Annotated in this window: 13 protein-coding genes, 1 other RNA gene and 2 pseudogenes; 12 read left to right on the top strand and 4 right to left on the bottom strand. The window is 44.1% G+C overall.

Features of this window, described 5'->3' with window-relative positions:
* Positions 1 to 67 precede the first annotated feature (67 nt).
* A pseudogene (locus DCC82_RS10555) lies at positions 68 to 418 on the bottom strand (flavodoxin family protein); the annotation flags it as partial.
* A 158-nt stretch (positions 419 to 576) separates the two neighbouring features.
* On the opposite strand from DCC82_RS10555, the gene DCC82_RS10550 reads away from it, so the two are divergent.
* From DCC82_RS10550 to DCC82_RS10500, 11 genes are all read left to right on the top strand, one after another.
* A complete protein-coding gene (locus DCC82_RS10550; RefSeq protein WP_015864022.1) occupies positions 577 to 1,221 on the top strand; it encodes a TetR/AcrR family transcriptional regulator in 645 nt (214 codons plus the stop codon).
* Positions 1,222 to 1,367: 146 nt separating this feature from the next.
* The gene (locus DCC82_RS10545; RefSeq protein ID WP_097354571.1) at positions 1,368 to 2,510 is read left to right on the top strand and encodes an acyl-CoA dehydrogenase; all 1,143 of its coding nucleotides are present in this window, start codon (positions 1,368 to 1,370) and stop codon (positions 2,508 to 2,510) included.
* A gap of 58 nt (positions 2,511 to 2,568) precedes the next feature.
* A complete protein-coding gene (locus DCC82_RS10540) occupies positions 2,569 to 4,203 on the top strand; it encodes an AMP-binding protein (protein ID WP_081189605.1) in 1,635 nt (544 codons plus the stop codon).
* A gap of 74 nt (positions 4,204 to 4,277) precedes the next feature.
* Positions 4,278 to 5,630: an acetyl-CoA carboxylase biotin carboxylase subunit gene (gene accC / locus DCC82_RS10535; protein WP_097354570.1), complete on the top strand. Its 1,353-nt coding sequence runs from the start codon at positions 4,278 to 4,280 to the stop codon at positions 5,628 to 5,630.
* A gap of 22 nt (positions 5,631 to 5,652) precedes the next feature.
* Complete coding sequence (locus DCC82_RS10530; protein WP_015864019.1) at positions 5,653 to 5,865, top strand: acetyl-CoA carboxylase biotin carboxyl carrier protein subunit; 213 nt, start codon at positions 5,653 to 5,655, stop codon at positions 5,863 to 5,865.
* 13 nt (positions 5,866 to 5,878) lie between these two features.
* Positions 5,879 to 6,778, top strand: coding sequence for a hydroxymethylglutaryl-CoA lyase (locus DCC82_RS10525; protein WP_015864018.1), 900 nt, complete (start codon positions 5,879 to 5,881; stop codon positions 6,776 to 6,778).
* 17 nt (positions 6,779 to 6,795) lie between these two features.
* Positions 6,796 to 7,578, top strand: coding sequence for an enoyl-CoA hydratase (locus tag DCC82_RS10520; protein ID WP_097354569.1), 783 nt, complete (start codon positions 6,796 to 6,798; stop codon positions 7,576 to 7,578).
* Between the two features lie 11 nt (positions 7,579 to 7,589).
* A complete protein-coding gene (locus DCC82_RS10515; RefSeq protein ID WP_015864016.1) occupies positions 7,590 to 9,152 on the top strand; it encodes an acyl-CoA carboxylase subunit beta in 1,563 nt (520 codons plus the stop codon).
* 592 nt (positions 9,153 to 9,744) lie between these two features.
* Positions 9,745 to 10,056 carry a DUF3784 domain-containing protein gene (locus tag DCC82_RS10510; protein WP_158268585.1) on the top strand — a complete coding sequence of 104 codons (312 nt, stop codon included), beginning with the start codon at positions 9,745 to 9,747 and terminating at the stop codon, positions 10,054 to 10,056.
* A 211-nt stretch (positions 10,057 to 10,267) separates the two neighbouring features.
* A non-coding RNA gene (gene ssrS / locus DCC82_RS10505) (6S RNA) lies at positions 10,268 to 10,459 on the top strand.
* Positions 10,460 to 10,522: 63 nt separating this feature from the next.
* Complete coding sequence (locus DCC82_RS10500) at positions 10,523 to 11,263, top strand: transglycosylase domain-containing protein (protein WP_233252983.1); 741 nt, start codon at positions 10,523 to 10,525, stop codon at positions 11,261 to 11,263.
* Here the strand turns inward: DCC82_RS10500 and DCC82_RS17655 are convergent.
* A complete protein-coding gene (locus DCC82_RS17655) occupies positions 11,224 to 11,397 on the bottom strand; it encodes a hypothetical protein (protein ID WP_162839684.1) in 174 nt (57 codons plus the stop codon). The two genes, DCC82_RS10500 and DCC82_RS17655, sit on opposite strands and share 40 nt — an antisense overlap.
* 161 nt (positions 11,398 to 11,558) lie before the next feature.
* Here DCC82_RS17655 and DCC82_RS10490 point away from each other — a divergent pair, with 161 nt between their 5' ends.
* Positions 11,559 to 11,774, top strand: coding sequence for a DUF6501 family protein (locus DCC82_RS10490; RefSeq protein ID WP_097354568.1), 216 nt, complete (start codon positions 11,559 to 11,561; stop codon positions 11,772 to 11,774).
* A 107-nt stretch (positions 11,775 to 11,881) separates the two neighbouring features.
* Here the strand turns inward: DCC82_RS10490 and DCC82_RS10485 are convergent, their stop codons facing one another.
* Together DCC82_RS10485 and DCC82_RS18210 are read right to left on the bottom strand one after the other, a co-directional pair.
* Positions 11,882 to 13,090 carry an MFS transporter gene (locus DCC82_RS10485; protein ID WP_097354567.1) on the bottom strand — a complete coding sequence of 403 codons (1,209 nt, stop codon included), beginning with the start codon at positions 13,088 to 13,090 and terminating at the stop codon, positions 11,882 to 11,884.
* A 472-nt stretch (positions 13,091 to 13,562) separates the two neighbouring features.
* Positions 13,563 to 14,202: pseudogene (locus tag DCC82_RS18210) on the bottom strand (UPF0236 family transposase-like protein); the annotation flags it as partial.

Raw genomic sequence — 14,202 nt, 5'->3', positions numbered from 1 at the left:
TCAACCAGCCGAACGCGGCAGCCAATTAGGCTAGCTGCAAGCCCACGGCTTTAGCCGTTGGGTAGTTGACAAAGGCTTTTTTCTTTTTCATTTCCTCTTTAAAAGAAAAACGCGTATCTCGCAAACTTTGTGACCAGCGATCGATAAATTGCTTCATATGCCCGCTCATTCCATACCAATAGATTGGCGTCGCAAATATAAGCACGTCATGCTGGAGAACGAGTTCAATGATTTGATCATAATCGTCGGCAACTGTCGTAAATCCTTCTGGATCATGGCGTTTGTCGACAATCGGCTGAATCAAAAAGTCTCTTATATTGATACGGGTGGAGGAGACTCCTTCCAAAATAACGTCTGTCAGCTGTTCGGTATTTCCGTTTTCTCTTGAACTGCCATTTAACACTAAAATTTTTGCCATCGTATCCATCCTTTCTTTTCCAATCATATGATGATGATAAACGATAGTTGACATTTCCAGCAACCATTCCGTATTTTATAATTAAATGAAATTAATAGGTAAAAAATATTTTATTTTTTCAGAAAATAGTGGTAATATAAAAGCAAAGGAGACTTTCCATGGCAGAAAAAACATTAAGAGATCGAATTATCGATACTGCTCTTCATCTATTTGAAAAATACGGCTATCATGGTGTGACGGTTGATCGGATTGTGACGGAAAGCAACACGTCTAAAGGTGGTTTTTATCATAACTTCAAGTCAAAAGACGAACTTCTTTATCACATTCATGACGTATTTATTACCTATGTGTTGAATAAAGCGCAAGAAGCGTACGAAAACTACACCACTTCGACAGAACGCTTATATGCAATTATTCAGTCATTTGTAAAAGTGTTTCATTTATACAAGCCACATATTACTGTTTTTTACCAAGAAAGCACGTATTTAAAACCGGAATATTCCGAGAAAATCAACCGAAAACGCGATGAGTTTAAGGAAGTGATTTTCCGCGTTATCCGCGAAGGAATAGAGGCTGGGGAGTTTCGTTCCGAGTTATCGGTAGAGATTACGGGAATGTCCATTATCGGCATGGTGAACTGGACATACAAATGGTATAACCCAGACGGTCCGATGACCATCGAACAAATCGCAAACTACTTTGCTGATTTTATCTTGCATTCCATTTTGACGGAAGAAGCAAAGCGGCGTCCACAAATATCGAACTTTTTCATCAAGCCGTTTTCCGGTTCATTTTCAAAATAAAATTTTTTAAAAAATGAGAAAAGGGTCAACGCTTTTTCATACACAAATCAAACCAACTAGTCGGTCTTAGTGGTTAAGTGTTTTATCTCTTCTTTTAAAACCGACTAGTCGGTTCAAAGATAAATCTATGAAATGGGGGAGAGAAGATGAATTTTGAACTAACAAAAGAACAACAAATGATTAAAGAAATGGTTCGTGAGTTTGCGGAGAAGGAAATTGCACCAAACGCGGCGAAATGGGATAAAGAAGCGTATTTCCCTGTTGAAGTTTTTAAGAAGATGGGCGAGTTAGGACTTTTAGGAATTCCGTTTCCGGAAGAATATGGCGGCGCCGGCGGAGATACGATTTCATATGCGATAGCCGTAGAAGAAATCGGCCGCGCATGCGGCGGGACTGGATTAAGTTATGCTGCTGCGGTTTCCCTAGGAGCAAGCCCGATTTATTACTTCGGCACGGAAGAACAAAAACAAAAATGGCTTGTACCGATGGCAAAAGGAGAAACGTTGGGCGCATTTGGGCTAACTGAACCAAATGCTGGGTCTGATGCAGGTGGAACGAAAACAACAGCGGTATTGGATGGCGATGAGTATGTCATCAATGGAGAAAAATGCTGGATCACAAATGCAGAATACGCACGACAAGTCATTGTTACCGCCGTGACAGGAAAAGACGAACGAGGAAAAAACATCATTTCCGCAATTATCGTTCCAACGGACACTCCAGGATTTACGATCCGTTCAAACTATGACAAAATGGGCGTCCGCGCCTCGAATACGTGCGAATTAGTGTTTGAAAACGTACGTGTGCCAAAAGAAAATGTACTCGGAGATCCGAAAAAAGGCTTTAAGCAATTTTTATATACGCTGGATGGCGGACGCATTTCCATTGCTGCGCTAGCGGTTGGCATTGCCCAAGCGGCATTTGAGAAAGCGCTTCAATATGCGAAGGAGCGTGTCCAATTTGGTCAGACTATTTCAAAATTTCAAGCAATACAATTCAAGCTTGCTGATATGGCGATGGAAATTGAGCTGGCGCGCAATATGGTGTATAAGGCAGCTTGGTTAAAAGACCAAGGGAAACCGTTTACAAAAGAAGCGTCATTCGCAAAACTGTTCGCTTCGGAAATGGGATTCCGCGTTTGCAACCAAGCCATTCAAATTCACGGAGGCTATGGGTATATGAAAGAGTACGGAGTCGAGCGCCATTTACGAGACATCAAACTGATGGAAATCGGAGAAGGTACGTCAGAAATTCAACGTCTTGTTATTGCCCGTCAACTTGGATGCTAAATACCGGGAAATGCGCATAAGGTAGAAATGAACTTGTACGAAAGGGAGGAGACGGTTTATGTTGACGGTCACGGTGGGGAAGCTGCTCGAGGAAAAAGCGCAGTTGCATCCGGATCATGAAGCGGTTGTTTATGCGGATCGCGGATTACGGATGACGTATAGGCAATTGAATGACTACTCCCGTCTAGTGGCGCGCGGGTTGATGAAACTTGGCATTGAAAAAGGAGAAAATGTGGCGATTTGGGCATCGAATGTGCCGGAATGGATCGCTTGTCAATTTGCAACCGGAAAAATGGGAGCGGTGCTTGTTACGGTCAATACGAACTACCGCGCCGCAGAATTAGAGTATTTATTAAAACAATCCGATTCGACGACGCTCTTTTTAATTGAACAATATCGCGACTCTTCTTACGTGGATATTGTTTACGAAATTGTTCCGGAGCTGCGCACATGCGAGCCTGGAAAGCTTGAGTCCAAGCGTTTGCCAAAATTGAAAAATGTCGTGTTAATTGGAGATAAACGATATCCGGGGATGTTTACGTGGAACGACATTCTGGCGATGGCGCATGAGGTGACGGAAGAACAGCTTGATGAACGGATGAACTCGCTCGATCCGCATGATGTCATCAACATGCAATACACCTCAGGAACGACAGGATTTCCAAAAGGCGTAATGCTCACCCACTACAATATTGTCAACAATGCCTATTATGTTGCGCAATGTATGAAACTCACCAAAAATGACCGCCTCTGCATTCCAGTGCCGTTCTTCCATTGTTTCGGCTGCGTGATGAGCACATTGGCATGCGCTGTGGTTGGGGCAACGATGGTGCCAGTGCAGGAATTTAACCCGAAACAAGTGCTTAAAACCGTGGAAGCTGAAAGATGCACGGCCTTGCACGGGGTGCCGACGATGTTTATTGCCGAATTAAACGATCCTGATTTTGAAAAATATGATTTATCAACGCTTCGCAAGGGAATTATGGCCGGCTCTCCTTGTCCGATTGAAGTGATGAAAGCGGTCATGGAGAAAATGGGAATGAAAGAGATTACGATTGCTTACGGTCAGACAGAATCATCGCCGGTGATTACACAGACAAGAACGGATGACCCGATTCACTTGCGCGTGGAAACAGTCGGGCGAGCGTTGCCAAATGTCGAAGTGAAAATCGTTGAGCCGGGCACGAATAAAGAAGTGCCGCGCGGCGTGCCAGGGGAATTATGCACGCGCGGTTATCATGTGATGAAAGGCTATTACAAAAATCCGGACGCGACAAAAGAAGCCATTGATGAAGATGGATGGCTGCATACAGGCGATCTGGCCACGATGGATGAAAATGGATATTGCCGTATTACCGGACGCTTAAAAGATATGATTATTCGCGGTGGAGAAAACATTTATCCGCGCGAAATTGAAGAGTTTTTATACAAACACCCAAAAATTTTAGACGTTCAAGTCATCGGTGTACCGGATGAAAAATACGGCGAAGAAGTAATGGCATGGATTATTTTGAAAGAAGGAGAAACGGCGACAGCGGAAGAAATTCGCGAGTTTTGCCGCGGGAAAATTTCCCGTCATAAAATTCCACGTTATATCGAATTCACCGATTCATATCCGATGACAGCTTCCGGAAAAATTCAAAAATTTAAATTGCGGGAGATGGCGAAACAGCGTCTTGGATTAACCAATTAAACAGTTGCCGTCAAGCGGCGCTTCGTCTTTGAAGCTCCGCTTGACAATAAAACAATGACATAAAGGAGGTTGCCATGTTTTCAAAAGTATTAATCGCCAATCGTGGAGAAATTGCGGTACGTGTCATTCGTACGTGCAAAAAATTAGGAATTCAAACGGTTGCCGTTTATTCGGAAGCGGATGCCGATTCGCTCCATGTTCAATGGGCGGATGAAGCGTATCTTATCGGTAAGCCGCGCGTTAGTGAAAGCTATCTAAATATCGAGAAAATTATCGAGGTCGCGAAAATGACGAAAGCGGAAGCCATTCATCCCGGCTATGGGCTGCTATCGGAAAATCCAGAGTTTGCCCGCCGTTGTGAAGAAGAGGGAATTGTCTTCATTGGACCAAAGGCGGATGTGATCGCAAAAATGGGAAGTAAAATCGAAGCGCGAAAAACAATGGCAGAAGCTGGCGTTCCAATCGTTCCCGGCATTTCGTTTCCGTTAAAAGATGTCGATGAAGCAGCGAAAACAGCAGAAGAAATTGGCTATCCAATTATGTTAAAAGCTTCCGCAGGCGGCGGCGGCATCGGCATGCAAATCGTACGCAATGAAGAAGAGTTGCGCAAAGCTTTCGAAGGAAATCAAAAGCGCGCTGCTTCATTCTTTGGCGATGGTGCGATGTATTTAGAAAAATATATCGCCAACCCTCGCCATATCGAAATCCAGCTTCTCTCTGATGAACATGGAAACTGCATTTATTTATGGGAGCGCGAATGTTCGATTCAGCGCCGTCATCAAAAAGTCATTGAAGAAGCACCATCTCCGTTTTTAGATGAAGAAACGCGGCGGAAAATGGGGGAAACGGCAGTAAAGGCGGCGAAACATATCGGGTATACAAACGCGGGGACGATTGAATTTTTAGTCGATGAGCAAAAAAACTTTTATTTTCTTGAAATGAATACAAGATTGCAAGTTGAACATCCGGTAACAGAAGAAATTACCGGTCTTGATTTAGTCGAAGAACAATTGCGCATCGCCGCGGGGGAACCGCTTCGTTATAAACAGGAAGACATTCGCCGCGACGGCCATGCGATAGAAGTGCGCATCTATGCGGAAGACCCGAAAACGTTTTTCCCATCTCCGGGGAAAATCACGGCCTTTGTGCTGCCGCAAGGTGAATACGTGCGCAATGAAACGGCGGTGCAAAGCGGCATGACGGTCACGCCGTTTTACGATCCGATGATCGCCAAACTGATTACAAAAGGAAACGACCGCCAAGAAGCGATCGAGCGCATGGCAGAAGCGCTAAACAACTACCAAATTGAAGGAATTAAAACAAACATTCCAATGCTAAAAGATGTGCTTTCCCATCCTGCGTTTCAAGCGGGAGACACAACAACCAACTTCGTAGAAAAACACTTGCAAACAACAACGACAAAATAAGAAGAAATGGGGGAAGAAAATAGTGAGTCAAGTAGTCGCATCAATGGCAGGAAGTGTATGGAAAATTGTCGTATCGGTAGGAGACAAAGTAGAAGAAGGGCAAGATGTCATCATTTTAGAGTCGATGAAAATGGAAATTCCGGTCGCCGCTGAATCTTCCGGGGTCGTTAAACAAATTCACGTGCAAGAAGGGGACTTCGTCAACGAGGGCGATGTGCTTCTTGAACTAGAGTAAGAGGTGAAATGCAATGAGCAAATGGCCAAAGCAAGTTACGATTAAGGAAGTCGGTCCGCGCGATGGCCTGCAAAATGAAAAAACGGCAATCTCGACAGAAGATAAAATCGCCTGGATTAATCAATTGTCCAAAACCGGACTCACCTATATCGAAATTACTTCATTTGTCCATCCGAAATGGATTCCGCAACTTTCGGATGCATTGGAAGTAGCGACGAGAATTGAACGGGCACCAGGCGTGACGTACGCCGCGCTCGTTCCAAACCAAAAAGGATTGGAAAAAGCGCTGACGGCACAAGTGGATGAGGTCGCGGTTTTTATGTCGGCGAGCGAAACGCATAACCGCAAAAATATTAATAAATCGATTGAAGAAACGTTTCCGGTGCTAGAAGAAGTGGTTCGAGCAGCGAAACAAGAAGGGAAAACCGTACGCGGCTACGTATCGACCGTATTTGGCTGCCCGTATGAAGGAAACGTATCGGTCGAACAAGTTATTCGCGTTTCTGAACGTTTGTTTGACATGGGAATTGACGAACTTTCTTTGGGCGATACCATTGGTGTCGCTACGCCAAAGCAAGTACAAGAGCTGCTTGAAATCGTCTTAAAGCGGTTCCCAAAGGAAAAGCTTGCGATGCATTTTCATGATACGCGCGGCACGGCGCTAGCGAATATCCTTATTTCGCTCGAGATGGGGATTACCACTTTTGACAGCTCTCTCGGCGGGTTAGGAGGATGTCCGTATGCACCGGGCGCATCAGGAAATGTGGCGACCGACGATTTAGTATATATGCTTCATGGCATGGACATTGCCACGGGAATTGACGTCGGGCGTCTTACGGAAGCAGCGCTGTTCATTCAAGAGAAAATCGGCCGCCCGCTTTCAAGCCGTTACTTGCAAACGATTTCTACGTAAAAAGGGGGCAATCATATATGTCAGAACTTGTTCAATACACGGCACTGGAAAACGGGATTGCGATCATTACGTTAAACCGTCCTGAATCGGCAAATGCGCTATCGACGGCATTGTTATATGAATTATCGCATCTTCTTTACGACCTCGCTTTCCGGCGGGACGTTCGCATTGTCATTTTTACCGGAGCAGGTGAAAAAGTATTTTGCGCTGGAGCTGATTTAAAAGAGCGTGCAGGCATGAACGAAACGGAAGTACGCAAAACGGTGGCGCTGATTCGTGAAACCATTAATCAAATAGAACAGCTCCCGCAGCCGGTGATTTGCGCGCTAAATGGTTCCGCGTTTGGCGGAGGGCTTGAGCTTGCGCTTGCGTGCGATATTCGCGTTGCCGCAGACACGGCGCAGCTTGGTCTTACGGAAACGTCGCTTGGAATCATTCCGGGAGCGGGAGGGACGCAGCGGCTTCCGCGCCTAATCGGAAAAGGGAAGGCGAAAGAATTAATTTTTACAGCAAAACGCATAACCGCTAAAGAAGCGGAACAAATCGGTCTTGTTGAATACGTTGTACCGCGCGAACAACTGATGGAAAAGGCGATGGAAATCGCCGAACAAATCGTAGTGAATGCGCCAATCGCCGTCATGCAAGCGAAAATTGCGATCAACCGCGGTTTAGATGTTGATTTAGCGACAGGATTGCGCATTGAACAAATGGCATATGACATCACGATTCCAACAAAAGACCGTCTCGAAGGATTGCAGGCGTTTAAAGAAAAACGAAAACCGGTCTACAAAGGGGAATAGGGGGAAGGCACATGCAAACAAACGATGTGATGAACAAGCAAAACAAAACACTTACAGAGCAATTGACGGAACGAATCAAAAAAATCGAACAAGGAGGAGCTCCAAAATATCACGAAAAAAACGCCGCACAAGGGAAACTGTTTGTCCGTGACCGCTTAAAATTATTGTTGGACAACGGACTGGAATTTGAAGACGCCCTCTTTGCGAACTGCCTAGCTGATGGGCTCCCTGCCGATGGCGTTGTTACAGGAGTCGGAAAAATTAACGGTCAAACGGTATGCGTAATGGCGAATGACTCTACGGTGAAAGCAGGTTCATGGGGAGCGCGCACCGTTGAAAAAATCATTCGCATTCAAGAAACAGCAGAAAAGCTTCGCTGCCCGATTCTTTATTTAGTGGATTCTGCTGGCGCGCGCATTACTGACCAAATCGAAATGTTCCCGGGGCGGCGCGGTGCCGGACGCATTTTTTATAATCAAGTAAAATTATCAGGAAAAGTGCCGCAAGTCTGCTTATTGTTTGGGCCGTCTGCAGCTGGCGGGGCTTATATTCCAGCGTTTTGCGATATCGTCATTATGGTGGAAGGAAACGCGTCGATGTATTTAGGTTCGCCGCGCATGGCGGAAATGGTGATTGGGGAAAAAGTAACGCTCGAAGAAATGGGCGGCGCTCGCATGCACTGCACTGTTTCCGGATGCGGGGATGTGCTTGTGAAAACGGAAGAAGAGGCAATCGCCTACGCCCGCCGTTATTTATCGTATTTTCCAGCAAACTACAGCGAAAAACCGCCAGTAGCGGAAGCGAAGCCGCCGAAAGCATTTGAAAAGACGATTGAAGAGATCATTCCGGAGAACCAAAACGCTCCGTTTAATATGTACGATCTCATTGAGCGCGTGATCGACGAAGGATCGTTCTGTGAAATTAAGAAGCTGTTCGCGCCGGAATTAATTACAGGATTGGCGCGCTTAAACGGACAGCCGATCGGGATTATCGCCAATCAGCCGCGCGTAAAAGGCGGTGTCCTGTTCCATGATTCCGCTGACAAAGCGGCAAAATTCATCACCCTTTGCGATGCGTTTAACATTCCGCTTCTCTTTTTAGCGGATATTCCTGGGTTTATGATCGGGACAAAAGTCGAGCGCGCCGGAATTATTCGTCATGGCGCGAAAATGATTTCAGCAATGTCGGAAGCGACTGTCCCGAAAATTTCCATTATCGTGCGGAAAGCGTACGGTGCCGGACTTTATGCGATGGCAGGGCCGGCGTTTGAGCCAGATTGTTGCTTAGCGTTTCCAAACGCGCAAATCGCCGTGATGGGTCCGGAAGCAGCGGTAAACGCCGTGTATGCAAATAAAATTGCGGAACTGCCAGAGGAAGAGCGGGCGGCATTTGTCGAACAAAAGAGAGAAGAGTACCGCCGCGATATCGATATTTACCGCCTCGCATCCGAAATGGTCGTTGACGGCATCATCGCTCCGAATAACTTGCGAGATGAGCTAATTCGCCGTTTTGATGCGTATATGTCCAAGTATATGACGTTTTCGGAACGAAAACACGGTGTATATCCGGTTTAAAGTTTTAAAGCTAGTTGCCGGAAAAAACAAATAAATGTATGAGTAAAATTATTGTGGGCAAAAAATTAGGAGGCTGTCTCAAAAGGTTATCTAAATCGACCTTTTGAGAGTAGCCTCTGTTTCGATGATGTATAAAATTTTGTGTAAAGCATTTTACTAGATCAAAAAAGTAGGGTATTCTCCGATTGGAACAAAAACATTCCAGAGAAAGGAGAACCCTATTTCTAAAGGTATACAGAATGGTGACAGGGCAAATCAACTATCTAGAAATGGTTCCAAAGTTTGGGTTGCTAAACAAATATAAATTAAAATAGTTGGGACGTTATTCCTAATAAAAATGAATATTTATACTTATCTACAATTTCGGTTGTAAATCATATATAATTAAATCAACAAAAACAATTACATATAATTAAACATTCGGAAAAATTATTCCCAAAACCCGTAGTGCTAGTTAGTGCTAGTTGAATCTTAACGATCAACTAGCCCAAGAACAACAAGCAAGTTCATTTTAAGGAGATCCTCATGCAAGGGCTATTTTTATGCTTGTCTGATTGGTATTCTAAAATGTCCATTTATTATGGAGGCGAATATGTCATTAAATACAGATTTCTCTACTGCTATTGTTATTTGTATTATTACTGGTTTATTATTTATCCTTGTTGGTTGGCTTATTTGGAAAAAAAAGAAATTAAAATTAATTGCTGGGTATGATGAAAAACAATATAAAGGAGATAAGAATAAATTAGCAAGGGTGATGGGAATATATTCGATTACTCTTGGGGTTATTATAATAATTTTCCCTTTTCTAATGGAATATCTTGGTGACTGGTCTTCATGGATATTAATTGGAATTATTGTGTTTTTAACGTTATTCACTTTAATTAGAGTCTATTTTAAATGAATGCAAAATATGAAATAAGGCGAATTAATTATTGCCCATTGTGATAGTTGGTGTCCTCTCTGTGTGCAATTCAAAAAATGATTGTCCATCCTAGGATTTACTTCTCCTTGAACGAACCAAAAAAAGTTCCATAAGGCCTTTACTGAATCCTAAATAAATTATCCCCTTGCAAAACAAAAAAAGATTTTGTATTATAATAATCACCAAAAATCATCTGCTGCGTTGCACGTTGAAGAATGAAGTTTCAACCGATGGCAATAGAAAGGGAGTTCTATATCGAAACGGGAATGTCATGCCTCCCTACTTTGGTAGGATCGAGGACGACAGGAACGTTTCTGCGAACACCCACCTGGTGGAGTGTGGTTGAGAAACTGCATTCAACCAACGGCAAACGCGGCAATATGCATGTGAAAATGAAAAAGCCGATCTCTTACATAGAGATCGGCTTTTCTCATGGATATTTTTATTGAAAGCCGAAACTCTTCCTCTTTTCTTATTATCGTTATCTATGATGTACGAAAAATGGGGTGATGTTTCGAATCGTATAAAAGTGAAAGAAAAAGGGGGATTCGGTTGGAACAAAGCCGATGGCAAACGAGAAAAAACAAGAGGAAATCATATTGGAAGAGAGCGGGAATCATTGTTGCTCTTTTCCTTATTGGCAGCTACATTGCCGTTCAAGCGTATATTGCGACTTAGAGATATTAGCAAACTTGATCATCCGCTGCCTGCTCCAACCATTATTTATGATCAAAACGGCCGCGTGGCGAGTAAAATTTCCGCATCCAAGATGGAAGCCGTATCGATAGAGCGCATTCCAAACCACTTTTTAGAAGCGATCGTCGCCACGGAAGACCGCCGTTTTTATGATCATGAAGGAATTGATTATTTCGGTATTTTGCGGGCGCTCGTCCACAATATGAAAGCTTTAGAATGGGCGGAAGGCGGAAGCACCATTACACAGCAGTTAGCAAAAAACGTGTTTTTAACGAATGAAAAAACGTTGCATCGCAAATGGGAAGAATGGTTTATCGCGAAAAAAATCGAGCGAACGTATTCGAAAAAAGAGATTTTAGAAATGTACGTCAACCGTGTTTACTTTGGCGAAGGAGCATGGGGCATTAAAAAAGCGGCGGAGACCTATTTTGGAAAAATAGGCATTCTCGTTTATTGCTGCAAATCGCGCGTTTTTTTCGCTTCATTATGATTTCCGGCCGGATTGCCGCTTGATGCTTCGTATCCGACTCGATATACGTAGTTTTTTGGCGCGTTGATCACGTTATCCATGTTGTATTGATCTAAATCTTGTTGGAATTGACGTTTGCTCGGGTGTTTTTCCATCGTGTCTCCTCCCATATTTTCAAAACTTCCATCCATAGCATGCCCAACCCCACTCCCATTCATCAAAAATTATGAATGGTTCATTTTTTATGGATATTGCAGCCAAATCGAAATATCGTTAAAATGGGAATAGTAATGATGACAAAAAAGGAGAGTCGAACATGATTCATCGTACTTGGTTAGAACGCCCAACGTTAAAAAAAGTGAAATGTGTACATACAAACGCGGAAAAATATATCGTTAATCATGTGTTAACACCAGGGAAAATATATGAAGTGAAAAACGAAACTGAAGAGTTTTATTTTATTATTGATAATACCGGAAAAATCGGCGGATTTTATAAAGACTATTTCGAGGAAGTACAAGAGGCGGAGTAAGGGCAGGCAAATTCAGCGTTCTATGAATCGTGAGATCATTGCTCGATGAATGCTATCAAGCTATAAAGGCAGTCTTCTTTTATCAAAGAAGACTGCCTTTTCGCCTATTAGGAAGCGAACGATTTCTCTTTCGGCAACCACCATGTAAGCACCCCAAACAGCGGAAGGAAACTGCATAATATCATAAGAGTATTTAAATTATACAAATCAGCAATTTTTCCAAGAACAACAGCCCCAAGCGCTCCCATCCCAAACGCAAGGCCAACGATCAGCCCCGACGCCATGCCGACATTTCCGGGAAGCAATTCTTGGGCATACACGACAAATGTGGAAAAACTTAATGATAAAATAAAACCGGCAAGAAAAATGACAGGCAGTACCCATGCAAGTGGAAGATATGGAAGCATGAGGGCAAACGGCGCCGTGCCGAGCGTCGAAAACAACATTAAATTTCGTTTTCCGAATCGATCCGCCAGCGGCCCGCCTACAAATGTCCCGATGGCTCCGGCGATCATAAAAACAAACAAATAAACTTGTGCTTCTTGAATCGGCACATGATAGTGTTTCATTAAATAAAATTGATAATAATTGGAAATGCCGGCCGAGTACCATGACCTTGCAAACACTAAAAAGATTAATAGCGTTAAGGCAAACATGATATTTCGTTGCTTTTTGACATCGCCTTTTTCTGCCTTGGTTTGTTTCTGAACCGTTTCGTATTCTTTAAGACGGAGCGAATACCAGCGCGACACGCGAAACAAAAGAACGATGCCAAAAGCAGCAATCGCGGTGAACCAAGCTGCGCCTTTTTGCCCAAACGGAACAAAAATCAGTGCTGTAAATAATGGAGCAAGGGCATTTCCCGTATTCCCACCCACTTGATAAATGGATTGGGCAAATCCTCTTTTTGCTCCTGCGGCAAAATATACAACGCGCGACCCTTCCGGATGAAAAATCGCTGAACCGAACCCAACAAACAAGACGGATAATAAAACAAAGAAAAAATGTGGCGCAAACGCAAGCCCCACCATGCCAAGCAAGCTCGCTGCCATTCCAAGCGGTAGGAAGTAAGGAGAGGGGGTTCGGTCCGTAAAAAAGCCAACAACCGGTTGCATCACCGAAGAGGTCATATTTAAGGTAAAGGCGATCCATCCAATTTGAGTATACGATAAATTCATGGATGCCTCTAAAATCGGAAACAACGCCGGAACGACCGCTTGCATCGAGTCATTCAATAAATGGCCTACACTAATCGCGATTAAAATGGGATATACGGTTGTTTGCACCCCCGTGACACGTTGGACATTCACTTGCATTTCTCCATCCCCCTTATCGTTTTCAAAAAAAATCCCCTTCGCTTAAAGCGAAGGGAGCCATTTATTCTTTATTCCATTATAACCCATTTGAAGGTGATTGCAATAACATATGTTTACGTTCGAGTCAGTCAAGACTTTGTGGGAACTTTTTTGATTCCTGAAAACAGGTGTAAGTCATAGATTGGCGAACCATTTTTTTGAATTTCATCCGTAAGCGCTTTCGGACTCTCATCCCTTGCCATGACAGACCGATATGTATACCTTTTTTTACCNATACTATATTTTACTGAATCTATCCTATTTTCAGCAAAATATAATTAAGGCGAGAGTCAGTCAAGACTTTGTGGGAACTTTTTTGATTCCTGAAAACAGATGTAAGTCATAGGTCAGCGAACCATTTTTTTGAATTTCATCCGTAAGCGCTTTCGGACTCTCATCCCTTGCCATGACAGACCGATATGTATACCTTTTTTTACCATCCCTTGAGTTCAGACAGGGCATGATAGATCGGTGTCCCGGACGATTGCTGTAAATATGGCACGTTATTCCGCGTGTCCGCGTGATCTCCGGCCAAAGACGGCGGACGCGTTGTTTCGCCTTGTTCACGATCGTCTGTTTGGTAGATGCCGTTTCCTCCGCCGGATGCGACGATTCTTCTCCTAAACAACGTCCGAAAAGACGAATCCCATCCATCCGGGCATCATTGCCTTGAAAAACGTCCTGAGTCCCTTGTCTGTCCAACTGCGGCGGTATTTCACCCGATACGCCAGCTGGCTCATCACGCTTTCAGCNTGCTCCTTCAGCCATTCCCGGTAATCACGGATGCATCCCGGCATCGATTCGATCCGGTGGATCAAGGCAGCCAGCTGTTGTTCTTTCGCTTCGTCCCCCAGCGTGCCGAGGGCGCTGTTCAGTTCCACAAGCAGCCCCTCTTCATCCTGCTTCGCCAGCTTTTGCCGAATCGCCTGCCACCGTGGATGGCCCGAGAGGCATTGGCGCAACTCACGCGCCACGTGGAATCGATCCAATTGGAAGCAGACCCGTCCCTTGAAATACTCCCGGCACGCGGTAATCCATGGAGCGCCGTCCCCGTTGATGACAAGAAGATCCCG

This window comes from Geobacillus sp. LYN3 (assembly GCF_003064505.1).
In the GTDB taxonomy this organism is placed as follows: Bacteria; Bacillota; Bacilli; order Bacillales; family Anoxybacillaceae; genus Parageobacillus_B; species Parageobacillus_B toebii.
This window is presented reverse-complemented; position numbering and strand designations above follow the sequence as displayed.

Bases quoted from the DNA above. Each gene is read 5' to 3' on its own strand.
- DCC82_RS10550 (WP_015864022.1), top strand. From the start codon at position 577: ATGGCAGAAAAAACATTAAGAGATCGAATTATCGATACTGCTCTTCAT.
- DCC82_RS10545 (WP_097354571.1), top strand. From the start codon at position 1,368: ATGAATTTTGAACTAACAAAAGAACAACAAATGATTAAAGAAATGGTT.
- DCC82_RS10540 (WP_081189605.1), top strand. From the start codon at position 2,569: ATGTTGACGGTCACGGTGGGGAAGCTGCTCGAGGAAAAAGCGCAGTTG.
- accC (WP_097354570.1), top strand. From the start codon at position 4,278: ATGTTTTCAAAAGTATTAATCGCCAATCGTGGAGAAATTGCGGTACGT.
- DCC82_RS10525 (WP_015864018.1), top strand. From the start codon at position 5,879: ATGAGCAAATGGCCAAAGCAAGTTACGATTAAGGAAGTCGGTCCGCGC.
- DCC82_RS10520 (WP_097354569.1), top strand. From the start codon at position 6,796: ATGTCAGAACTTGTTCAATACACGGCACTGGAAAACGGGATTGCGATC.
- DCC82_RS10515 (WP_015864016.1), top strand. From the start codon at position 7,590: ATGCAAACAAACGATGTGATGAACAAGCAAAACAAAACACTTACAGAG.
- DCC82_RS10510 (WP_158268585.1), top strand. From the start codon at position 9,745: ATGTCATTAAATACAGATTTCTCTACTGCTATTGTTATTTGTATTATT.
- DCC82_RS17655 (WP_162839684.1), bottom strand. From the start codon at position 11,397: ATGGAAAAACACCCGAGCAAACGTCAATTCCAACAAGATTTAGATCAA.
- DCC82_RS10490 (WP_097354568.1), top strand. From the start codon at position 11,559: ATGATTCATCGTACTTGGTTAGAACGCCCAACGTTAAAAAAAGTGAAA.
- DCC82_RS10485 (WP_097354567.1), bottom strand. From the start codon at position 13,090: ATGCAAGTGAATGTCCAACGTGTCACGGGGGTGCAAACAACCGTATAT.